General features: G+C 63.9%; 20 protein-coding genes. 6 read left to right on the forward strand and 14 right to left on the reverse strand.

What is annotated here, in order from left to right; genetic code table 11:
* Positions 1-13: 13 nt before the first annotated feature.
* Positions 14-3,154 carry an efflux RND transporter permease subunit gene (locus QQL28_RS27765; protein ID WP_284270599.1) on the reverse strand — a complete coding sequence of 1,047 codons (3,141 nt, stop codon included), beginning with the start codon at positions 3,152-3,154 and terminating at the stop codon, positions 14-16.
* On the opposite strand from QQL28_RS27765, the gene QQL28_RS27770 reads away from it, so the two are divergent.
* Entirely contained in the window at positions 3,141-3,332 is a 192-nt protein-coding gene (locus tag QQL28_RS27770; RefSeq protein WP_284270602.1) for a hypothetical protein, read from the forward strand. The two genes, QQL28_RS27765 and QQL28_RS27770, sit on opposite strands and share 14 nt — an antisense overlap.
* Before the next feature lie 15 nt (positions 3,333-3,347).
* On the opposite strand, the gene QQL28_RS27775 is transcribed toward QQL28_RS27770, so the two are convergent.
* Together QQL28_RS27775 and QQL28_RS27780 are read right to left on the reverse strand one after the other, a co-directional pair.
* Complete coding sequence (locus tag QQL28_RS27775) at positions 3,348-4,454, reverse strand: efflux RND transporter periplasmic adaptor subunit (RefSeq protein ID WP_284270605.1); 1,107 nt, start codon at positions 4,452-4,454, stop codon at positions 3,348-3,350.
* Between the two features lie 234 nt (positions 4,455-4,688).
* A complete protein-coding gene (locus tag QQL28_RS27780) occupies positions 4,689-6,032 on the reverse strand; it encodes an MFS transporter (protein ID WP_284270607.1) in 1,344 nt (447 codons plus the stop codon).
* A gap of 79 nt (positions 6,033-6,111) precedes the next feature.
* Here QQL28_RS27780 and QQL28_RS27785 point away from each other — a divergent pair, with 79 nt between their 5' ends.
* The gene (locus QQL28_RS27785; protein WP_284270609.1) at positions 6,112-6,540 is read left to right on the forward strand and encodes a ribosomal maturation YjgA family protein; all 429 of its coding nucleotides are present in this window, start codon (positions 6,112-6,114) and stop codon (positions 6,538-6,540) included.
* Between the two features lie 145 nt (positions 6,541-6,685).
* Here the strand turns inward: QQL28_RS27785 and QQL28_RS27790 are convergent, their stop codons facing one another.
* The 4 genes from QQL28_RS27790 to QQL28_RS27805 form a co-directional block, all read right to left on the reverse strand.
* Positions 6,686-7,852 (reverse strand): winged helix-turn-helix domain-containing protein, encoded by a 1,167-nt coding sequence (locus QQL28_RS27790; RefSeq protein WP_284270611.1) that lies wholly within the window; start codon positions 7,850-7,852, stop codon positions 6,686-6,688.
* 110 nt (positions 7,853-7,962) lie between these two features.
* Complete coding sequence (locus tag QQL28_RS27795; RefSeq protein WP_284270613.1) at positions 7,963-8,202, reverse strand: hypothetical protein; 240 nt, start codon at positions 8,200-8,202, stop codon at positions 7,963-7,965.
* A gap of 121 nt (positions 8,203-8,323) precedes the next feature.
* Positions 8,324-8,569 (reverse strand): hypothetical protein, encoded by a 246-nt coding sequence (locus tag QQL28_RS27800; RefSeq protein WP_284270614.1) that lies wholly within the window; start codon positions 8,567-8,569, stop codon positions 8,324-8,326.
* Positions 8,570-8,830: 261 nt separating this feature from the next.
* On the reverse strand, positions 8,831-10,255 hold the full coding sequence (locus tag QQL28_RS27805) for a caspase family protein (protein WP_284270616.1): 1,425 nt from the start codon (positions 10,253-10,255) through the stop codon (positions 8,831-8,833).
* A 524-nt stretch (positions 10,256-10,779) separates the two neighbouring features.
* On the opposite strand from QQL28_RS27805, the gene QQL28_RS27810 reads away from it, so the two are divergent.
* Entirely contained in the window at positions 10,780-11,424 is a 645-nt protein-coding gene (locus tag QQL28_RS27810) for an OmpA family protein (protein ID WP_284270617.1), read from the forward strand.
* 51 nt (positions 11,425-11,475) lie between these two features.
* Here the strand turns inward: QQL28_RS27810 and QQL28_RS27815 are convergent, their stop codons facing one another.
* Positions 11,476-12,738 (reverse strand): phospholipid carrier-dependent glycosyltransferase, encoded by a 1,263-nt coding sequence (locus QQL28_RS27815; RefSeq protein WP_284270618.1) that lies wholly within the window; start codon positions 12,736-12,738, stop codon positions 11,476-11,478.
* A 149-nt stretch (positions 12,739-12,887) separates the two neighbouring features.
* On the opposite strand from QQL28_RS27815, the gene QQL28_RS27820 reads away from it, so the two are divergent.
* Together QQL28_RS27820 and QQL28_RS27825 are read left to right on the forward strand one after the other, a co-directional pair.
* Positions 12,888-13,661 carry a FecR family protein gene (locus QQL28_RS27820; RefSeq protein ID WP_284270620.1) on the forward strand — a complete coding sequence of 258 codons (774 nt, stop codon included), beginning with the start codon at positions 12,888-12,890 and terminating at the stop codon, positions 13,659-13,661.
* 2 nt (positions 13,662-13,663) lie between these two features.
* Complete coding sequence (locus QQL28_RS27825; protein WP_284270622.1) at positions 13,664-14,797, forward strand: hypothetical protein; 1,134 nt, start codon at positions 13,664-13,666, stop codon at positions 14,795-14,797.
* Positions 14,798-14,956: 159 nt separating this feature from the next.
* Here the strand turns inward: QQL28_RS27825 and QQL28_RS27830 are convergent, their stop codons facing one another.
* The 4 genes from QQL28_RS27830 to QQL28_RS27845 all read right to left on the reverse strand — a co-directional run bounded on the left by QQL28_RS27830 (position 14,957) and on the right by QQL28_RS27845 (position 17,911).
* Positions 14,957-15,445 carry a VOC family protein gene (locus tag QQL28_RS27830; protein ID WP_284270624.1) on the reverse strand — a complete coding sequence of 163 codons (489 nt, stop codon included), beginning with the start codon at positions 15,443-15,445 and terminating at the stop codon, positions 14,957-14,959.
* 85 nt (positions 15,446-15,530) lie between these two features.
* Entirely contained in the window at positions 15,531-16,544 is a 1,014-nt protein-coding gene (locus tag QQL28_RS27835; RefSeq protein ID WP_284270625.1) for an alpha/beta hydrolase, read from the reverse strand.
* 298 nt (positions 16,545-16,842) lie between these two features.
* Entirely contained in the window at positions 16,843-17,271 is a 429-nt protein-coding gene (locus QQL28_RS27840; RefSeq protein WP_284270626.1) for a VOC family protein, read from the reverse strand.
* Positions 17,272-17,401: 130 nt separating this feature from the next.
* On the reverse strand, positions 17,402-17,911 hold the full coding sequence (locus tag QQL28_RS27845) for a cupin domain-containing protein (RefSeq protein WP_284270627.1): 510 nt from the start codon (positions 17,909-17,911) through the stop codon (positions 17,402-17,404).
* A gap of 127 nt (positions 17,912-18,038) precedes the next feature.
* Here QQL28_RS27845 and QQL28_RS27850 point away from each other — a divergent pair, with 127 nt between their 5' ends.
* On the forward strand, positions 18,039-18,257 hold the full coding sequence (locus QQL28_RS27850) for a CsbD family protein (protein WP_284270628.1): 219 nt from the start codon (positions 18,039-18,041) through the stop codon (positions 18,255-18,257).
* A gap of 67 nt (positions 18,258-18,324) precedes the next feature.
* On the opposite strand, the gene QQL28_RS27855 is transcribed toward QQL28_RS27850, so the two are convergent.
* Positions 18,325-18,789: an FKBP-type peptidyl-prolyl cis-trans isomerase gene (locus tag QQL28_RS27855; protein ID WP_284270629.1), complete on the reverse strand. Its 465-nt coding sequence runs from the start codon at positions 18,787-18,789 to the stop codon at positions 18,325-18,327.
* Positions 18,790-18,863: 74 nt separating this feature from the next.
* Positions 18,864-20,450, reverse strand: a complete 1,587-nt coding sequence (ggt, locus tag QQL28_RS27860) for a gamma-glutamyltransferase (protein WP_284270630.1) — start codon at positions 20,448-20,450, stop codon at positions 18,864-18,866.
* Positions 20,451-20,537: the final 87 nt, after the last annotated feature.

The following is a 20,537-nucleotide window of genomic DNA, read 5'->3' on the forward strand; positions in this document are numbered from 1 at the left end:
GCTCACTCTTCATTTATTCAGCCGCTTCAGCAAGCGGAAATGCGGGCTCGGCATCGCTGTCATGCTGCGGTGCAACTTCCGGCTGCTGGGCCGTTCCAGCCTCGTCCAGGCTCTTGCGGAACCACAGGGCATAGAGACCCGGCAGGTACAGGAGCGTCAGGAAGGTCGCAACGAACAATCCGCCCATGATGGTGATCGCCATCGGGCCCCAGAACGCCGAGCGCGACAGCGGGATCATGGCGAGGATCGCCGCGAGCGCGGTCAGCACCACCGGGCGGGCGCGCCGAACGGTCGCCTCCACGATCGCCTCGCGCCGGGTCAGGCCATGGGAGACGTCGGTCTCGATCTGGTCGACCAGGATGACCGTATTGCGCATGATCATACCGGCAAGCGCGATCAGGCCGAGCAGTGCCACGAAGCCGAACGGCTGGTTGGCGACGTTGAGCCCGAGGGAGGCGCCGACGATGCCGAGCGGCGCGGTCAAAAACACCAGGATCAGGCGCGAGAAGCTCTGAAGCTGGATCATCAGCAGCGTGAGCATCACCATGACCATCACCGGGAAGAGGATGAAGATCGAGGCGTTGCCCTTGGCGGATTCCTCGAACGCGCCGCCCGGCTCGATGCGGTAGGCCGGCTCGAGGTAGTCCTTGATCTGTTGCAGCTTCGGCGTGATCTGGCTGGTGACGTCGGGCGCCTGCACGCCGTCGACGACGTCGGAGCGCACGGTGATCGCCATGTCGCGGTTGCGCCGCCACAGGATCGGCTCCTCGTGGGAGTACTCGATCTTGGCAATCTGCTGGAGCGGCACCGCAACGCCGTTGCGCGAGGTGATGGTGAGATCGCCGACATGGGCGAGATCGAGCCGCTCGGACGGGATCGCACGGGCGACCACGCCGACCTTCTCGATGCCGTCGCGCACGGTCGTCACCTGCGCACCCGAGATCAGCATCGCGAGCGACTGCGAAACCTCCTGCGGGGTGAGGCCCATGGCACGCGCGCGGTCCTGGTCGACGACGAGCTTGAGGTACGGCGACTGCTCGTTCCAGTCGAGCTGGACGTCCTTGACGTTCTTATTCTGCCGCATGACGTCGCGCACCTGATAGGCGATCTCGCGCACCTTGTTGGGATCGGGACCGATCACACGGAACTGCACGGGGAAGCCGACGGGCGGGCCGAAATTGAAGCGATCGACGCGGACGCGGGCCTCGTTGAGCGCGCCGTCGGCAACGGCGTTCTCGAGCTTCGCCTTGATGCGCTCGCGCGCCTCGACGCCCTTGGCAACGATCACGATCTCGGCAAAGGCCTCGTTCGGCAGCTGCGGATTGAGGCCGAGCCAGAAGCGCGGCGAGCCCTGGCCGACGTAAGCCGTATAGGTCTCGATGTCCTTGTCGTCCTTCAAAAGCGTCTCGGCCTTCTTCACCGCCTTCTCCGTGACGTTGAAGGCGGTGCCTTCCGGCAGGCGGAGCTGGAGGAACAGCTCGGGCCGCTCGGACAGCGGGAAGAACTGCTGCTGCACATGGCCGAAGCCGACGATCGAGACGACGAACACGCCGACGGTCGCGACCACCACCGTGATGCGGTGGTTGACGCACCACTGCACGATGGCGCGCAAGCCGCGGTACATGCGGGTCTCGTAGACCGCGTGCGGATCGTGGTTGTGGTGCACCTTGATGTTGGGCAGCAGCTTGACGCCGATATAGGGCGTGAAGATCACCGCGACGAACCAGGAGGCGACCAGCGCGATCGCCACGATCCAGAAGATGCTGCCGGCATATTCGCCGACCGCTGAGTTGGCAAAGCCGATGGGGAGGAAGCCAGCAGCGGTGACCAGCGTTCCCGTGAGCATCGGAAACGCAGTGGATTCCCAGGCAAAGGACGCGGCGCGGAAGCGGTCCCAGCCCTGCTCCATCTTCACCACCATCATCTCGACCGCGATGATGGCGTCGTCGACCAAGAGGCCGAGCGCGATGATCAGCGCGCCGAGCGAGATGCGGTGCAGGTCGAGCGACATCGAGTTCATGACGATGAAGACGATGCCGAGCACCAGCGGCACGGACAGCGCGACCACGATGCCGGTGCGCCAGCCGAGCGCAACGAAAGAGACAAACAGGACGATCGCGAGCGCCTCGATGAACGAATGCACGAACTCGCCGACCGCATGCTCGACCACCTTCGGCTGGTCGGCGATCAGCTCGACGTCGATGCCCTGCGGCACCGCCTTCATGAATTCGCTGGTCGCCTTCTCGACGTCCTTGCCGAGCTCGAGGATGTTGGCGCCCTTGGCGGTGACGACGCCGATGCCGATCGCGGGCTTGCCTTCCTGGCGCACGACGAAGCTGGGCGGATCGACATAGCCGTGCGTGACGGTCGCGATGTCGCCGAGGCGGAACACGCGGCCATTGCTCTCGACCGGCGTCTCGGCAACAGCCTTGGCACCGTCGAGCGCACCGGTGACACGCAGCGGCACGCGCTGCGAGGAGGTTTCGACCGTGCCGGCCGGGGTCACGTTGTTCTGCTTGGCAAGCGAATCGAACAGCGCCTGCGGCGTGATGCCGAGGGTGGCGAGCTTGGCGTGCGAGAATTCGACGAAGACGCGCTCGTCCTGGGTGCCGTAGACGTCGACCTTGGTGACGCCCGGCACTTTCAGCAGGCGCTGACGAAAGCCTTCCGAGACCTTCTTGAGCTGCGCATAGTCGGCGCCGTCGCCGGTCATCATGTAGAGGATGGAATCGACGTCGGAGAACTCGTCATTGACGACGGGCCCGAGAATGCCCGAAGGCAACTGGCCCTGCACGTCGACGAGCTTCTTGCGCAGGAGATAGAAGAGATACGGCACGTCCTTCGGCGGCGTGTTGTCGCGGAACGTCACCTGCATCGCCGTGAAGGCGGGCTTCGAGTAGGTCTGCACCTTCTCGAAATAGGGCAGCTCCTGGAGCTTCTTCTCGATGGGGTCGGCGACCTGGGTCTGCATCTCCTGCGCGGTGGCACCCGGCCAGATCACGGAGACGTTGACCACCTTCACCGTGAAGAACGGATCCTCGGCGCGGCCGAGCTTCTGATAGGAGAAGAAGCCGGCGACACCGAGCACGAGCATCAGGAACAGCACCAGCGTCGGATGGCTGACGGCCCAGGCGGAAAGGTTGAAGCGCTTCATCGCACTCTCTCCAGAGATGACCAATTGCCAAGAACAATTACCAAGAACAAAACCACCAACCCTGCTCGACCCGTCATTGCGAGGTAGCGAAGCGATCCAGGGGGCTGGGCAGGATCTGGATCACTTCGCCGCTTCTTCCATCGCATTTGCGCGACGGCCGAAACTCACCTCGCAATGACGGAACTCTTTATCGTCAGAAGGAAAGCGAGGACACGATCCGGACCTTCATGCTCGGATCAAGCTTCTGCACGCCAAGGGCTACGATCTTCGCGCCCTCTTCCACGCCACTGGTGATGACGACGTCGTTGCTCTCGTAGGATTTCACAGCGACCGGCTTCAGCGCGACGGCGCCGTTGTCGTCGACGACGTAGAAGGAGGGCTTGCCGCCTTCGTTGAACAGCGCCGACAACGGCAGCCGCGCGACACGCTCGGTCGCAGCGTCCGACAGCGTCAACGTCGCGGTCATGCCGAGCGCGACCTTGTCGTCGGCCTCGGGCAGCGAGAATTTCGCAAGATAGGTGCGCGTGGCCGGATCGGCGGCAGGCGCGATCTCGCGCAGCTTCGCGGCATACTTCTTGTTGGGCTCCGACCAAAGAGTGACGCTGGCGACGCCCGACTTGGCGCGTCCGACCAGCGTCTCAGGGATCGCGACGACCGCTTCCTTCTCGGCAAAGCGGGCGACGCGGATCGAAGCCTGGCCTGCGGCAACCACCTGGCCGGGCTCGATCAGCGTTGCGGTGACGACGCCACGGGCGTCGGCGTTGAGCGTCGCGTAGGAAAGGGAATTCTTGGTCAGTTCGACCGAGCGCACGGCGCGGTCGAGGCGCGCTCGGGCCTCGTCGGCGGCCGCGCGGCTCGAATCCATCTGCGCATCGGTGGTCCAGCCCTTGGCCTTCAGATCCTTGGCGCGCTGCTCGGCGGCAGCGGCCTGGGCCAGCACGCCGGTCGCGGCGGTCTGCTCGGCCACGGCCTGCTCGGCCTGGAGCTTCAGATCGACCTCATCGAGGGTCGCGAGCGGCTGGCCCTCCTCGACGGTCTGCCCGACTTCGACAAGGCGCTTGGCGACCTTGCCGGCGACGCGGAACCCAAGGTCGCTTTCGATCCGGGGCTTGATGGTGCCGACGAAGCTGCGCTCCGGCGTATCGGCCTCGTAATGAGCGGTTGCGACCAGGACCGGCCGCGGCGGCTCGGCCTTTTGCGCTACGGTGTCATTGCATCCGGCCAGCGCCACGGCCATCAAGGCCAGTGAAGCACCTGCCAAGAGCTTGGAATAGCTCGACAAAATCGACCGGACGAACATCGGACACTCCTGCGGCTGTGTTCCCGAGGAATGTCGACTAATCACTGATAAAAGTCAATAATCGTCAGTCATCAGAAAAACGTGAGCGTTAAGGAGTGGTGACGCCCCCTCTCGTCGCCCTGGCGAAAGCCAGGGCCCATTCTCCCTAGAGTCGGTTGTTGAAAGAGGACGTTTCCCCGCGTGCCCCAGGAGGAGCCGCGTATGGGCCCTGGCTTTCGCCAGGGCGACGTTGGATCACTGCCCCTGCTCGGCGAACTCGTGCTTGCTCTCGTGACCACCGACGAACACCAGGATGCCGGCGATCAGAGGCAGGATCGCGAGGACCAGGAGGCCGGTCGAGGTCTGGCCGGTCGCTTCCTTGACCCAACCGATCAGATAGGGGCCACCGAAGCCGGCGAGATTGCCAATCGAGTTGATCAGCGCGATGCCGCCGGCGGCGGCCGTGCCGGAGAGCCAGGCGGTCGGCAGGGTCCAGAACACGCCGAAGCAGCAGAACACGCCGATCGCGGCCACCGTCAGCGCCACCATCGTCAAGGTGGGATCGGTGAGATAGGAGGAGACGCCGAGCGCGACGGCAGTGAGGAGCAGCGGCGCGCCGACATGCATCACGCGCTCGCGCGTGGCGTCGGAATGCCGCGCCCACAGGATCATGGCGATGGTGCCGAACAGGTACGGGATCGCGGTGACGAAGCCGGTCTGGGCATTCGTGAGACCAAAGGCCTTCACGATCTGCGGCAGCCAGAACTGCATGCCATAGAGCGCACCGACGAAGCCGAAGTAGATCAGGCTCAGCGCAATCACCTTCGGCGACGACAAGGCTTCGCCGAGCGAGAGGTGCTTCACCGCCTGCTTGGCCGCGATTTCCGAATCAAGCCTGCCCTTGAGCCACGCCTTCTGCTCGGTCGACAGCCAGTCCGCCTTCTCCGGCTTGTCCGTGAGATAGAACCAGGTGACGATACCGAGCAGCACCGACGGCACGCCCTCGATGATGAACAGCCACTGCCAGCCCTGCAAGCCCAGCACGCCATCGAGCCCGAGCAGCAGGCCCGAGATCGGCGCGCCGATCACGGTCGAGACCGGCACCGCAATGGCAAAGGCCGCGAGGAAGCGCGCGCGGTATTCGGCCGGATACCAATAGGTCAGATAAAGGATGATGCCGGGGAAGAAGCCGGCTTCGGCCACGCCGAGCAGGAAGCGCAGGACGTAGAAGCTCGTCACGCCATTCACCGTGGCCATCAGCGCCGAGATCACGCCCCAGGTCACCATGATGCGGGCGATCCAGCGGCTCGCGCCGAATCGCTCCAGCGCCAGGTTGCTCGGCACCTCGAAGATGAAATAGCCGATGAAGAAGATGCCGGCGCCCCAGGAGAAGATCAGCGGCGTGAACTTCAATTCCGCATTCATGGTCAGCGCGGCGAAGCCGAGATTGACGCGGTCGAGGTAGGAAAAGAAGTAGGCCAGCACCAGGAAGGGAATCAGGCGCCAGGAGATGGCGCGGATGGTCGAGGTCTCGATCGCGCTCTTATTGTTGTTCTTGGCAGTGCCTGCGGAACCGGCAAAGGTGGTGGTCTGGCTCACGGCGTCCCCCTTGGTTGTTGCTTTTCTCGGGCTGGGGGCGGTTTTGAGCATCGCGGCGAAAGAGTCAATGGAGCGAGCAATGCACGGAACGCAATCGACCAACCCTGTTGCGCCGATGCAGGTATCGCTGGTCCGCGCCGCCCTCGCCCTCGTCGTGATCGCGTGCGGCCTGTCCTTGCGCTGGTACGGCTTTCCGCTCGGACTCTCCGCCTTCGTCGTGAAATACGGCGGCTCGCTGCTGTGGGCGACCATGGTGTTTTTCCTGGTCGGCGCCTTGCTGCCAGGCCTGACACGGACGCAAGTAGCGGCCATTGCGGCGGCGATTGCGGTTCTGGTCGAGCTGTCCCGGCTGGTGCACGCGCCCTGGCTCGATGCGTTCCGCCTCACGACCGCCGGCGCGCTGCTGCTGGGGCGGATCTTCTCGCTGTGGAATATCGTGGCCTACTTCGCCGGCATCATCCTGGGCGCCTGGCTCGATCGCGTCGTTGGGACGCGTAAGGTGGGTTAGCCGAAGGCGTAACCCACCACAGTCTATCCGCAGGATGTGAAAGCGGTGGGTTACGCGGAGCCTGTCATCGGGCCGCGCAGAGCGCGGACCCGTTGCCTAAAGCTAACCCACCCTACAGGCTACACAATCTTCGCCAACGCGATGATCATTCCTCCGCCAATTGAAATTGCTCGAAACGATCTAGCTCCTCCTCGATCCTGTGCTTCAGCTCCTTGCGGCCGGCCGTCTTCTTGCCGTTGCCCACCCAGGTCCATTTCTGCATCAGGAGCTTCTTGTTCTGCCGGTCGGTCTTCAGATCGAGCGCGGCCACGATCTCGTCGCCGACCAGCACCGGCAGCGCGAAATAGCCCAGCTTGCGCTTGGCCTTCGGCACGTAAGCCTCGAACAGATGGTTGTAGCCGAAGATGAGGTTGGTGCGCTTGCGCTGGATGATCAGGGGATCGAAGGGCGAGAGGATGTGCACGAGATCCGGCGGCGCGCCTTCGCCCGGCTCCAGCGCAGACGGCGTCGCCCAATGCTCCTGCTTGCCTGCGCCCTCCAAGGCGAGCGGCACGAGCTCGCCGCGTCGGACCCGTGATGCGATCAGGCGCGCCACCGCCTGCTTGCTCGGCGCGTCCAGATGACAGATCGAATCGAGGCTCACGACGCCCTGAGCGCGCTGCGCCCGGTCGAGCAGGTAAGTGGTCCCATCCTTTGCAGAGGCCGGCTTCGGCGACCTGTCCCAGCCGAAATGGCGCGTCATCAGCTCATAGGTCTTGAGCATGCCCTGGCGTTCGCTGATCGTGACGACGCCGGTGTAGAAGGCGAGCTGCAACGCCCGTTTCGAGGGCTTGCGGCTCTGCCACAAATGCTCCTTCTCCGCGAGAACATCGTCCTCGATGTCGCGGATCGTCAGCGGGCCGGCCCGCACCAGCCGCATCACCTTGCGCATGTCGGCCGGGGTCACCGACGCGAACCATTTGTGCCCATCGCGGCGGTGCTCGCGCATCGCCGGCAGGAAGAAGCGGAAGTCGCTGGTCGGCACGTAGGACAGCGCGTGGGTCCAGTATTCGAACACGCTTCTGTCGACGCTCTGGGCATGGCGCAGGTCGGCGCGGCGATAGGACGGGATGCGGCTGTAGAGAATGTGGTGATGGCAGCGCTCGATGACGTTGATGGTGTCGATCTGCACATAGCCGAGATGGGTAATCGCGTCAGTGACCGCTTGCGCGCCCGCACCAAAGGGCTCGCGGGTATCGAGCCGCTGGGCGCGCAGCCAGATCTGCCGTGCCTGCGAGGTCTGAAGCGGGAGTGGTTTGGGTGTGCGGGACATTGCGAGCGGCAATGTAGCGGGATTCGCAAGGAGGCAAAGAACAACGGCAAAGAAAAAGCCGCGCTGCCACCTGCTGACAGCGCGGCCGGAACAGGCAACGAATGCCCGTGTTACTTCATCATCTGCGCCTTCATGTAGTGCTTGCAGGCACTGCCCATCTTGCCGCCGCTCATGTCGGTGTTGGCCATCGCCATTTCCTTGTTCATGCCCATCTTGGTCGAACCATCGGGCATGGCAGCCACCGTCGTCAGCGTGGCGCCCATATTGGCGCCCGTGCAGGCCATCATCTTCGCCGAAGCTGGCGAAAGCGCGAGTGCGACAAAGGCTGCGGCCGTCAGCAAAGTCTTCATCGAAAAGTCTCCTCCGTAAAACGAAACCGGCGTCATGCCGGCCTTCGCAATTACGTATTGTCTGCGAGGAGCGTTTCGCGGAGAAGACATTTCATTGCTGCAATGCAAAGAGCCGGCCGGCTCAAGGGCTGCGCTTCGATCCCCTGGGGCGATCGCCGAGGCTGCCGGTCGCGATATCGGGCTCGCAGGCAGCCTTGCCGCGGTCGGTCGCCTGGCAGCGATAGACACTGCCGGTCAGGCGGTCGACCAGCCACATGTTGTCCTCAGTCACGCCTTCCAGGCCGACATAGCGATTGGTGAGACCCGTGATCAATGTCGACAGCAGGATCGCGACCGCGATCATCGCCGCGCCGATATAGACAGGCATTGAACTGCGCGAAGCCGTCCGATCTGCCGGGCCGCCACGATAGAACTGATACTCACTCGGCTTTGGCACTGTTCGGAACCGGCTCCGTTCGCTTGGCTAGCGCTTTTTCTGGGGTGAAGCGGTTTGCTAGGCGCCCATCTGGCCGATTTCTTGTTCGCAGCCGGGCCCCGCGACGACCGCTTTGCGACCATCGTCGAGCAAGGGTATCCAAAACGAAGAAGCGGCCCGGATCGGGCCGCCTTTGCTTCGCCTGTTGGCCGATCAGCGGCGGCCGAACAATCCGCCCATCATGCCGCCGAGCAGGCCGCCGGGGCCGCCCATCGGGCCGCCACCGCCGCCGCTACCACCGCTACTATAATAGCGACGGCCACCGCCACCGGAGGAGCGCCGGCGCGTTGGCTCGTCGTCCGCCGAGTCGGATGAGGCGGAGCGGGTCGAGACGATCTCCGACAGCAGGGCCTTGTGCTGAAGCTTGCTGATATAGCCGGTGGCGGGATAGCCACGTGCCGCCTGCCAGCGCTTGATCACGGAGCGGGTCTCGTCGTCGAACTTGCCAGTCGCCTTGACGTCAAAACCGAGCCCGGTGAGGCGGCGCTGCACATCGCGGCGCTGGCTCTTGTCCAAACCGATCTGGTCTTCGGTGACCTGGTTGGCTTCCTCGGTAAAGGTGGCAGGATCGACCCCGGCCGTCAGGTTGCGCGTGGTGTTCGACGGACCGTCCTGCAACGCCGCAATGCGAGCGAGCGCAATCGCTTTGAACGTGCCGTTCGGATAGTTGGTGAGATAGGCGTTGAGCTCTTCCACCTTGTTGGAATCCTTGATCGAGCGCCAGAACTCGAGCTCGACGTCGGCGCCCTGCTTGGTCGAAGCCGATGCCGACGCGTTTCCAACATCGCTCGCGGCAGTAGCCGGCACGCCAACCGGATTGAGATAGACGTTGCCGGTGAGGTTGGTGTGGCCCCAGGGCAATTGCCCCTTGTTGGTCTCGTCGCTGACCTGGGCGCGGACCTTGGTCATCGCCTGCTGGATCTCGAGCCCGGGCTGGGCAATGTTGGCCACGAGCGCGCGGGTGAACGGGCTGTTGGTGCCGGCCTCGCCATCGAGAGCGGTCTGGCCGGGGCCGGTGGCAAACGCGATCAGCGTACCCTCGCCCGACTTCATCTCGGCAAGGCCGGTCTGCACGTTGACCGAGCGCGTGGCCTTGGCCGAACGAATCTTTGCCGCGAACGGGTTATCGCGGCAGGCGTCAAGGAATACGAGCTTCACCTTGGCGTCCGCCATGGTCTGGTCGAGCGTGAGGTCGACGTTGATCGCCGCGCCCAGCTTGACGTCCATCTCGGATTTCAGGTCGGCGTCGATCGGCAACAGGTAATTGACGCCGTTCACGGCGATGCCGTGGCCAGCATAGAAGAACACGGCGACATCGGCGCCTTCAGCCTTCTTGCCGAACTCCAGGAGCTTTGCCGTCATGGCGTCGCGGGTGAGGTTGGCGCCCTCGACGACATCGAAGCCGACATTGCGCAGTACCCTGGCCATCGTCTTGGAATCGATCGCCGGGTTGGGGAGCTGCGGGACATTCTTGTAGGCGGCGTTGCCGACCACGAAGGCGACGCGCTTGTCGGCGAAAGCCGCATTGCCGCTGACCAGAAATGCTGCGATTGAAATTGCTGCGATCAAGAAGCGCATGATCATTCTCCCCTGATCCAAACTTCCTCGCTGCCCTCGGATCCGCCGGAGCCGATCCGAAGAGAGCAATTTGATCCAGACCACGAAAAAACACTGTGATCTGGATCACTCGGGGATTTCCGCTGCTCGAACCAAGTTGGGAGACGGTGCGACGGCTATCTTTCGGGCTGCTGACGCAGCGGCAATAAGGCCTGGTGACGAGCAATGCAGGGAGAATGTACCCGCTCGCGCGCGGAGTCCAGCGAGCGCGATGCGCGCTCGTAAAATGCGATCCGAAAAATCGGCAATCGATCAACGGCTCAAAGCTGAAAGAGACAGTCGTGCTTCCCGATCAACGGATGCGAACCGTTCTTGCCGCTGCCAGCAATCGAACAAGCAATTGGATGCCGACCGCCTCCGGCGCTAAAATGGGCACAGACACGAGTCCATTTCGAAATGTGATACGGATCACACCTGGGTGTTTGAACCTGGCCTAGGCTCGCAGCATCAAATCGCCATCAGGCTAACCGCGAGGACTTAAGACAATGACCCGTTTTGATAAGTTTTTCGGATTGAAGGCGATTACCATCTCGGCCGCGCTGTCGCTGACGGCGGGCCTGGCACTCGCCGGCGACAACAACATCACCGCCAACGAGATCCTGAATGCGCTGAAGTCGAAGCCGCTGACCCGCGGCCTGTCCGCCGGTCCGCAGACTGAGACCGCGGATCAGGCCAAGGAGGCGAGCTTCCTGAATACCGTGCGCAACCGGCAGACCCGTTCGCTCTCGATGGGCGAGCGTGAGCAGATCGCCGAGCTTGCGGCGAGCAAGCCGAAGATCGATCTGGAGATCCAGTTCGACTACAACTCGGCCAACATCGCCAAGACCTCGGAGGCCTCGGTGCAGGCGCTCGGCAAGGCGCTCTCCGATCCGGCGCTGAAGGGCTCGACCTTCGTCGTCGCCGGCCATACCGACGCGATCGGCAGCGATCCCTTCAACCAGGATCTCTCCGAGCGGCGTGCCGACACCATCAAGAAGTATCTTATCCAGAACTACGGCCTCACCGGCAGCGATCTCGTCACCGTCGGCTATGGCAAGACCAAGCTGAAGGACACCGCAAACGGCGCCGACCCGATCAACCGTCGCGTCCAGGTCGTGAACATGGAAACCAAGACGACCGCCTCGAAGTAGTCGCGGCGTCCATTTCGACAAATCGCCCGCCGCGCCCGCGGCGGGCGATTTTCATATCCAGTTCTGGAAGAGCATCAGCCGGTTGAAGGTCTGCATCGAGGTGCCGACGAAGGCGGCGGAGATCGGCAGCATGACGGCGAAGCCGATGGCTGCGATCGCAACATAGGCCCACAGCACCCAGGACGGAAGCTTCCCACGTCGCAGCACATAGACCAGTGCGAGCGAGGACGCAGTTGCGGCCGGCAGATAGTAGTAGATGAAGCCGAGCGTGCGCGGCAGCAGCGCCCAGGCGAGATACGGTCCGAAATAAAACGCCGAGATGAGGAACGCATCCCAGCGCCGCGTGACGATGAAGTCGCGCAACACGACTGCCAGCGCGAGCAGCGCCGGCCACAGCACCAGGGGATTGCCGAGGAAGACGATCGCGGAGATCCGATCATCGCCAATCTTGTCGAACAGGAACCAGACCGGGCGCACGAGAAACGGCCAGGACGGCCATGAGCTCATATAGGTGTGGCCGGCGATCGCCGTCGTGGTGTTATCGGCGAAGATGCGCCGCTGGGCCTCGATCAGTTCCGACGGCGATAGCCCATAGAGCGGGACGAACGCGACGAGATAGAACACCACCGGCAACAGGACGAAGCAGAGCGCAAAATGCTGCGCCCTGAAATCCGGCCAGAGATCGGGGCGATACCAGTCGGTCGGATTCGCGTCGGCAAACAGCGTGTGCCAGCTCTGCATCAAGCGAATCGCCGCGACGATGACGATGCAGGCGGCGAGCGGAAACAGGCCGCTCCATTTGCAGGCGGCGGCAAGACCGAACAATCCGCCGGCCAGGGCAAACAACCGGTGCGGCCGCTCTCTCCGAAAGCCATGCATGAAGGCCGCCGACGCCACTAGGCCCAAGGCCAGCGCAAAGACGTCGAGCATCGCGATGCGCGACTGCACGAACAGCATCTGGTTGAAGAAGGCGATCAGCGCCGCCGCGATCGCAGGGCCCTCCGCCGAAAACAGCGCGAGGCCGCAAAGATAGACCGCGACGACCGCGAGCGCGCCGAACAGCGTTGCAGGATAGCGCCAGCCCAGCGAATTGTCGCCGAAGGCCGCGATCGACAGCGCGATCAGCTCCTTTGCCAACGGCGGATGCATCGGATTGAGCACGGGCCTGGGCATGACCGGCTCGAGCATCTGCCGCGCGGCCGGCACGTAATGCACCTCGTCGAACACGAACTTGTCCGGCGTCGAGACGCCGATCAGAAGCGCGAGATGCGCGACCAGGAAAATCACGACAGCGATCACTGCGCTCCGCGACATATGCGGCACAGGAGTCACTTCGCGCTGTCGCTGTGGGGATGTTTTGCGTGGCAAATTTGGCTCACCGCGAAGAAAAATATCTTTGCTCAGCGCATTGAACGCATTTTGCCGCAACTGTCACTAACCATGACGCTCGTCCTGCGTCGCTTGTGATAATTATGGCACATCATAAGCAGGCGCGATCCGGTACGATACGGGACACATCGATCGGCTACGAAATGAATTTTGGTCTTCGCGTTTTCTTTCCTGCATTGCTTACAGTTCTCGCTTGTACGGCTTCCGCCGCACAAGCGCAGACGCGCGTCGGCGAAGCCGTGGTGATCCAGAACGAGGTGGTTCGCGTCGCCGCGACGACGACGCAGATCAACGTCGGCGACGGCATGCTGCGCGACGAGACCGTGCGCACCGGCGCAGCCGGCGCGGCGCGTTTCGTCATGGCCGACAGCACCAACCTGTCGCTCGGGCCGAGCGCCACGCTCAAGCTCGACCGCACCGTCTTCAACGACGAGCACAGCTATCGCGACGTCGCAATCAGCATGACCACCGGCGCCTTCCGTTTCGTCACCGGACATTCGGAGAAGGCCGCCTACAAGATCACGACGCCGCTCGCGACCATCGGCGTGCGCGGCACCACGCTCGACATCCTCTCCCAACGCGGCCGCTCCGTGGTCGTCTTGCAGGACGGCGCGGCCAATGTCTGCACGCTGAGCTTCCAGTGCGTGCAGCTCACGCAACCGGGCGACACCGCGATCATCACCTCGACCGGCGGCCGGACCACGATCACCAAGACCGGCACGCCGCCCTGGACCTTTGCCGCGACCTGTACGGCGGCGGCCGGGCTGTGCTCGGTCAACCAGTACGCCGACGCCTCCCCGACCATCACGCCCGCCGTCCATGATGACGGCATGCTGTGCGGACGGTGACCGTGGCGAAGCTGGGGACTCGCAACGTCGTTCTCTCGGCCGTGTTGCTCGCGGTGACGTCGCTCGTGCTGCTCGCGGCACAGTTGCAGCCGGCCTCCGCCCAGAGCTGCACCGAATGCTCACCGACGCCGACGCCCACTCCGACCTCCAGTCCCTCACCGACTCCTACGCCCACGCCCTCACCCAGTCCTTCGCCGTCGCCCGTTCCCTCGCCGACGCCCGGGGCGAACCCGACCACGTCGGGAGCCGACTCCAGCGCCGGCTCGATCGGCGACCTCGCCAACCAGCGCTTCAACCAGATGATCACCAACCGGGTGCTCGGCACGGTGCTGCTCGGCGTCAACGAGCAGGTCAATTGCAGCGACTGCATCAGCGCGTTCGGCTCGGCCGGCTCGTTCTCCGCCGGTGTCCATGGCCGCAAGGAGCTCACCAGCAATCTGTCCCTGCTCGCGGGCCTCGCCTACACGCAATACAATGAGGGCGGCTATCACGTCACCAGCGCGCCGATCGGCGCCTTCGCGCTGCGCTACGATTTCACCGACTGGGGTTCGTCACGCCCGTTCTTCGACATCGGCACGGTGCTCACGCCCTGGGAGAAAGTGCGCTACACCCGCAGCTATCAGACGAGCCTCGGCGCACTCACGGTCACCGGTTCGACCGACAGCTCGAATTACGCCGTCTACGGCCGGGCCGGCTGGATCAGCCGGGTGTCGCCGCGCGACGAGGTCGCGGCCTCCGTCGAGTTCTGGCAGCTCTGGCAGCGGGTGTCCGGCTATAGCGACCCGACCGTCGCTTTCAACCCGTCCGATGCGACGATCGCTGATGGTACCGACCGCACCAGCCTCGTCAAGCTTGGCGGGCAGTGGACGCACCTGTTCGGCAGCACGGTGGAGGCCAACGTCAACGGCGGCTGGGTGCAATCGTTCGGCACGCATTCCGGCATCGTCGCCACCGTCACCGGCAACGGCACGGTGGTGCCGACCATCGGCAATCAAGGCTGGTTCGAATATGGCGGCCGCCTCGGCTTCCGCTTCGCGCAAGGGTGGATCGTCGACCTCTTCGCCAACGGCACGCTCGGCCCGCAGCCGGTCGGCAACACCATCCACGGCGGCGTGGGCTTGCGGATCAATTACTGAGAGTTGGCTTACTCGCGCCAACATCTCTGCTGTCATGCCCCGCTTGACCGGGGCATCCAGTATTCCAGAGACAGCGAGATTCATCACAACCGCCGCGGCGTACTGGATCGCCCGATCAAGTCGGGCGATGACACGAAGAATGTGGAGTGAGCGCGCACATCAGGCCGCCGACTTGCCCTCATAGGCCTGGCGCAGCGCTTCGACATCGAGCTTGACCATTTTCATCATGGCCTGCATGGCGCGCTTGGCGGCGGCCCTGTCGGAGCTCCCGAGAAACTGGAACATCGCCCTCGGCACCACCTGCCAGGCCACGCCCCAGCGGTCCCTGATCCAGCCGCACTGCTCCTCTCTGCCACCATGGGCGAGGAAGGCCTCCCAGATACTGTCGACCTGCGCCTGATCCTCACAATCGATCTGAAGCGAAAGGGCGTGGGTGTACTCCATCTTCATCCCGCCATTCAGCGCCACGAGCCGCTGTCCGCCCAATGTGAACTCGGCGACGAGCACGGAGCCTTCCTTGCCGGACGGATTATCGGCGACGTTGCGCTGGACCTTCAGGATCTTCGAATCCGGCATCAGGGATACGTAGAAATTTGCAGCTTCCTCGGCATCGCCGTTGAACCACAGGCAGGGGGTAACCTTGGACATGGGCAAAACTCCTCTTTCGGGCAGGTCCCGATCCGACGACGACGCAGCCGCCGGCGATCCGACAGGCCGCGCGCATTTTTTTGCGTCAGGTCGCGATCGGCGTCGGCATCGTCAAAAATGCCCTTGTGGCGTGCCAGAACAGCGCCCGATTGATTGCCAGCACGACGGAATGCGCGGTTCCCGGCAGGATGACGAACTGACGGTCGCCGTTCGGCAGCTTGTTGTAGAACGCCTCGAGGTCGGCGACGGTCGCGATGCCGTCGAACTCGCCGCGCACCAGGAGCACCGGCGCGAGCACCTTCTCCGGGTCCACCACCGGCAGGTTGGCCGTCATGTCGAGATAGGTGCCAGTCGGGATCTGGTCGCCGAACTGAAGCTCGACCTCGGCGAGCACGTCCATGACGGCGGGATCGCTGGTGCCCGGTTTGTCCCGGGTCGCGATCGAGCGGATCATCTCGCGGTCGCGCTTGCGCATGTTGTGGGTGCGGTAATAGTCGACCTGCTCGGCGCGCTTCGTCAGCGTCGGCGAGCCCTCGCCCTTGTAGGTGAAGGCCGCGAACACAAGCCGATCGATGCGTTCCGGCGCGACCATGGCGTAAGCGCCGGCACGCAACGCACCCGAGGACTCCCCGACGAAATGGAATTTCCTCTGCCCGGTCTCGCGCGTGATCACCTCCACCGCGGCTTTCAGATCTTCGACGCCGCTTGCGATGTCGGAATTGCCTGAGGTGCGCCCCGACTTGCCGTAGTTCTCGTGATCCAGCGTCCAGCAGTCGAAGCCGTAGCGGGCGAACTCATTCATGGTGGAGTATTCGCCCTTGCCGGGCACGCTGAGATCGAACACCCGCGAGGTGACGGAAGAGCCGTGCACGAACACAACGACCGGCCGCGCCGCCTCGCCCGCCTTCGGCGCCCCCAACCGCTTGCGGTACATCCACAAGGGCACGTCGCCCTTTTTCGCCCGGTATTCGCTGGACCAGATGTCGGCGGGTTGATCGGCGGCGCGGGCCTGCGGCAAGGCACCGGCCAGCGTAGCCCCGAGCACACCGGCTCCCTTGATCAGAGTCCGCCGCGGCAGTGAATGATCGGGCTTCGCCATAGTCATCTCCCTGGCCTTGCTTTTTGAGTGCAGGCTCCAGGCGAGCTTACCAGACGTGCTGAACGACGCCAGCCGCATCCTCCGTCATTGCGAGCCGCCGGGGCCGCGCGAAGCGCGGCCCGATGACAGGCTCCGCGAAGCAATCCAGAAATGCATCCGCCGCTGGAGTCTGGATTGCTTCGTCGCGGAGCCTGTGATCGGGCCGGCCAAAGGCCGGACCCGTTGGCTCCTCGCAATGACGGTGTGGCTCGAGATCAGATCACTTCGTCTCGTTGGGATCGCGGTGCACCGGATCGAATCAAGCATTCGCCATGTCGGGCTGGCTGGTGGCAGCCGCAACATCCATCCACGTCACACCCCACATATGGCCATCCGGATCCTCGAAACTGCGGCCGTACATGAAGCTGAACTCATCCTTCGGGCTGGGATCGGCCGTGCCGCCCGCGACCTCGGCTTTGCCGACGATGTCGTCGACTTCGTCGCGGCTGTCGGCGGAAAGGCAGAGCAGCACCTGGTTCGAGGTCCTGGCATCCGCGATCGGCTTCGGCGTGAACTGGCGGAATTTGTCGTGGGTCACCAGCATGGCGAAAATGGTCTCGGAGAAGACCATGCAGCTCGTCGTATCGTCGCAGAATTGCGGGTTCTTGACCGCGCCGACCGCTTCGTAAAAGGCCGTGGCGCGCTTGAGGTCGGTCACGGGCAGACTGACGAAAATCATCTTGGGCATCGGAAGCTCCTTGGGCGGGGTTCTGCCCAAGGACGGATGGGCGGACGGCCATCCGACACGGCTTCCGAATATTTTAAGACACTCACCTGCGGGGGTCTGTCGCACCGAGCCCCGCCCGTCCTAAGCAGCCTTACTTCGTCTCGTTCGGATCCCGATGCACCGGGTCGATCCAGAGCACCGACTCCGGCTTCTCGACCGGTTCGATGTCCAGATTGATCGCGACCGCCTCGCCGTCGCTGCGCACCAGCACGCATTCCAGGACTTCGTCGGGGCTGGCGTTGATCTCCTGGTGCGGCACGTAAGGCGGCACGTAGATGAAGTCGCCGGGGCCGGCCTCTGCCGTGAACTGGAGGTGATCGCCCCAGCGCATGCGGGCCTTGCCCTTCACCACATAGATGATGCTCTCGAGATGGCCATGATGATGCGCGCCGGTCTTGGCGTCGGGCTTGATGCTGACCGTGCCCGCCCACAATTTCTGTGCGCCGACGCGCGCGAAATTGATCGCGGCCTTGCGGTCCATGCCCGGCGTCGAGGGAACATTGGGATCGAGCTGGTTGCCGGGGATCACCCGCACGCCGTCATGTTTCCAGCGATCGTCATGATCGTGATGATGGGAATGCGTGTGGTCATGGCCGCTCATGTGACTGCTTTCCGTTGGTTCCCTACGCGGCAAGCTAACCAAAGCTGCGGCATCAAGCCATACCAAAATCGGAACGCTCTTAGGCGCGTGGCGTTGTCCTGGCGATCAAGATGGAAGGAGTTTTTTCATGGGTAGCACGACCGACAAGATCAAGGGCGCCACCAACGAGGCGATCGGCAAGGCCAAGCAGGGCATTGGCGAGGCCACAGGTTCCGACCGCATGAAGGGCGAAGGCGTCGTGCAGGAGATCAAGGGCAAGGGCCAGCAGGCCATGGGCGATGCCAAGGACGCCGCGAAGGAAGCGATCGATCGCGCCGCGGCAAACGCCAAGCGTACGGCAGAGTGACGCACGAGACTAAAGACGAGAAGACCGGCCGCAAGGCCGGTCTTCTTGTTTGCGCTGGTACCTGCGGTTACTTCACCCCGAGCAATTCCACGTCGAACATCAGCGTCGCATTCGGCGGGATCACGCCGCCGGCGCCGCGTGCGCCGTAGCCGAGTTGCGGCGGGATGATCAGCGTGCGCTTGCCGCCGACCTTCATGGTGGCAACGCCCTCGTCCCAGCCGGCGATGACGCGGCCCTTGCCGATCGGAAACTCGAACGGCTCGTTGCGGTCGACGGACGAGTCGAATTTCTTGCCCTTCTTGCCGTTCTCATAGAGCCAGCCGGTGTAGTGCATCACGCAGATCTGGCCGGGCTTTGGCGAGGCGCCGGTGCCGGCGACGCTGTCGATGATCTCGAGGCCTGAAGCTGTGGTCATGGTTTTTCCTGCGGTCTGGGCCGATGCCGGGGTGGAGACGAACGCCGACACTGCGCCGATCACCGTGATCGCGAGCGCCGACATGAGGGTGAGGAGTGCACGCTGGACACGCTGCATAAGACACCTTCCGTTTGAAGCGGGAGGTGTCTAGCGCAACGCGACAGGCATGACCAGCCTCGCGCGCGGCAATCTCAGTAGCCGAGCGCGCAGCCGTCCTTGCGCGGATCGGAACCACCGGTGAGCGTGCCCTTGTCCCAGTCGATCCAGATCGCCTGGCCGCCGCCGAGCGGGCCGACCACGCTCGTGGTCTTGTGGCCGAGCTTCTTGAGGCCATCGACGACCGCGGCCGGCACGCTGTCCTCGAGCTGATAGACGCCCTCGTAATGCAGGCCGCGCGGCATATCGATCGCCTCCTGCACGTCGCAGCCATAGTCGAGGATGTTGGTCAGCACATGCGTCTGGCCAACCGGCTGATACTGCCCGCCCATCACGCCGAACGGCATGATCCCGCGGCCCGCCTTGGTGAGCAGCGCCGGAATGATCGTGTGCAGCGGGCGCTTGCCGCCGGCGATGCAATTGGGATGATCCGGCTGGATACGGAAGCCGCCGGCACGGTTTTGCAGCAGCACGCCGGTCTTGTTCGACACGATCGCCGAGCCGAAGGAATGCGCGATCGAGTTGATGAAGGAGCAGACGTTGCGATCCTTGTCGACCACGGTGATGTAGATGGTCGAGGGGTTCATCGGCGGCGCGACGTTCGGCAGATCGAGCAGCCCGTCCATGCGGATCTTTGCGATGTACTCGTCGGCGAATTCCGTCGCGAGGATTTTTGCGACGTCGATCTTCATGTGCGCGGGATCGGCGACATGCATCTCGCGGATCATGTAGGCGATGCGCGCAGCCTCCGCCTCCAGATGGAAACGCTCGACGCTGAGCGGCGCGAACTTCTTGAGGTCGAACCGGGACAGGATGTTCAGCATCACCAGCATGGTGATGCCGGGCCCGTTGGGCGGGCACTGCCAGACGTCGTAACCCTTGTAGGTCGTGCCGATCGGCGTGGTCACCTCGGTGGTATGATCAGCGAAATCGTCGAGCGTGTGCAGGCCGCCGATTCCGCGCAGCGTCTCGACCATGTCCTCGGCGATCGGGCCCTTGTAGAAGGCATCGCGGCCGTCCTTGGCGATCGCGCGCAGCGTCTTGCCGAGCTCGGGCTGGCGGATGACGTCGCCGGCCACGGCCGGCTTGCCGTGCGGCAGAAGATAGCGCTCGGTATTAGTGCCGTTCTTCAGCTTCTCGAACTGGTTCTTCCAGTCGAAGGCGATGCGGGGGGCGACGACATAGCCCTCTTCCGCCGCCTTGATCGCGGGCTGCGCCAGGCGGTCGAAGCCGAACTTGCCGTGGTCACGCAGCACGGTCGCAAAGGCGTCGATCGCGCCGGGGATCGAGACCGCGTGCGCCGAGGTCAGCGGCACCGAATTGATCTTGCGCTCGAGATACCACTCGACATTGGCGGCCTTCGGTGCGCGGCCCGAGCCGTTATAGGCGGTGATCTTGCCCTCGCCGCGCGGCTGGATCAGCGCAAAGCAGTCGCCGCCGATGCCGGTCGATTGCGGCTCGATCACCCCGAGCAGCAGGCTGCCCGCGACCGCCGCGTCCGCCGCCGTGCCGCCCTCGCGCAGCACCTCGACCGCGGCAAGCGCGGCCAGCGGGTGCGAGGTCGCCACCATCGCGTTCTGGGCGTGGACCGTGGACCTGCCGGGGAAATGGAAGCTTCTCATTGCCTGTTCTGCTCTCCTGGCCGCTCTCTTGGCCTGTTCTGCTCTCTTGCCGCGGGCGCGCGTACGCCGCGCCCTCCAAAAAATCCG

It is taken from the genome of Bradyrhizobium iriomotense, from assembly GCF_030160715.1.
GTDB classification, from domain to species: domain Bacteria; phylum Pseudomonadota; class Alphaproteobacteria; order Rhizobiales; family Xanthobacteraceae; genus Bradyrhizobium; species Bradyrhizobium iriomotense.

Coding starts and splice junctions, on each gene's coding strand:
- QQL28_RS27795 (WP_284270613.1), bottom strand. CDS start 8,202: ATGAAGACTTTGCTGACGGCCGCAGCCTTTGTCGCACTCGCGCTTTCG.
- QQL28_RS27840 (WP_284270626.1), bottom strand. CDS start 17,271: ATGCCCAAGATGATTTTCGTCAGTCTGCCCGTGACCGACCTCAAGCGC.
- QQL28_RS27785 (WP_284270609.1), top strand. CDS start 6,112: ATGCACGGAACGCAATCGACCAACCCTGTTGCGCCGATGCAGGTATCG.
- QQL28_RS27790 (WP_284270611.1), bottom strand. CDS start 7,852: ATGTCCCGCACACCCAAACCACTCCCGCTTCAGACCTCGCAGGCACGG.
- QQL28_RS27835 (WP_284270625.1), bottom strand. CDS start 16,544: ATGGCGAAGCCCGATCATTCACTGCCGCGGCGGACTCTGATCAAGGGA.
- QQL28_RS27855 (WP_284270629.1), bottom strand. CDS start 18,789: ATGCAGCGTGTCCAGCGTGCACTCCTCACCCTCATGTCGGCGCTCGCG.
- QQL28_RS27800 (WP_284270614.1), bottom strand. CDS start 8,569: ATGCCTGTCTATATCGGCGCGGCGATGATCGCGGTCGCGATCCTGCTG.
- QQL28_RS27765 (WP_284270599.1), bottom strand. CDS start 3,154: ATGAAGCGCTTCAACCTTTCCGCCTGGGCCGTCAGCCATCCGACGCTG.
- QQL28_RS27815 (WP_284270618.1), bottom strand. CDS start 12,738: ATGTCGCGGAGCGCAGTGATCGCTGTCGTGATTTTCCTGGTCGCGCAT.
- QQL28_RS27810 (WP_284270617.1), top strand. CDS start 10,780: ATGACCCGTTTTGATAAGTTTTTCGGATTGAAGGCGATTACCATCTCG.
- QQL28_RS27830 (WP_284270624.1), bottom strand. CDS start 15,445: ATGTCCAAGGTTACCCCCTGCCTGTGGTTCAACGGCGATGCCGAGGAA.
- ggt (WP_284270630.1), bottom strand. CDS start 20,450: ATGAGAAGCTTCCATTTCCCCGGCAGGTCCACGGTCCACGCCCAGAAC.
- QQL28_RS27845 (WP_284270627.1), bottom strand. CDS start 17,911: ATGAGCGGCCATGACCACACGCATTCCCATCATCACGATCATGACGAT.
- QQL28_RS27775 (WP_284270605.1), bottom strand. CDS start 4,454: ATGTTCGTCCGGTCGATTTTGTCGAGCTATTCCAAGCTCTTGGCAGGT.
- QQL28_RS27805 (WP_284270616.1), bottom strand. CDS start 10,255: ATGCGCTTCTTGATCGCAGCAATTTCAATCGCAGCATTTCTGGTCAGC.
- QQL28_RS27850 (WP_284270628.1), top strand. CDS start 18,039: ATGGGTAGCACGACCGACAAGATCAAGGGCGCCACCAACGAGGCGATC.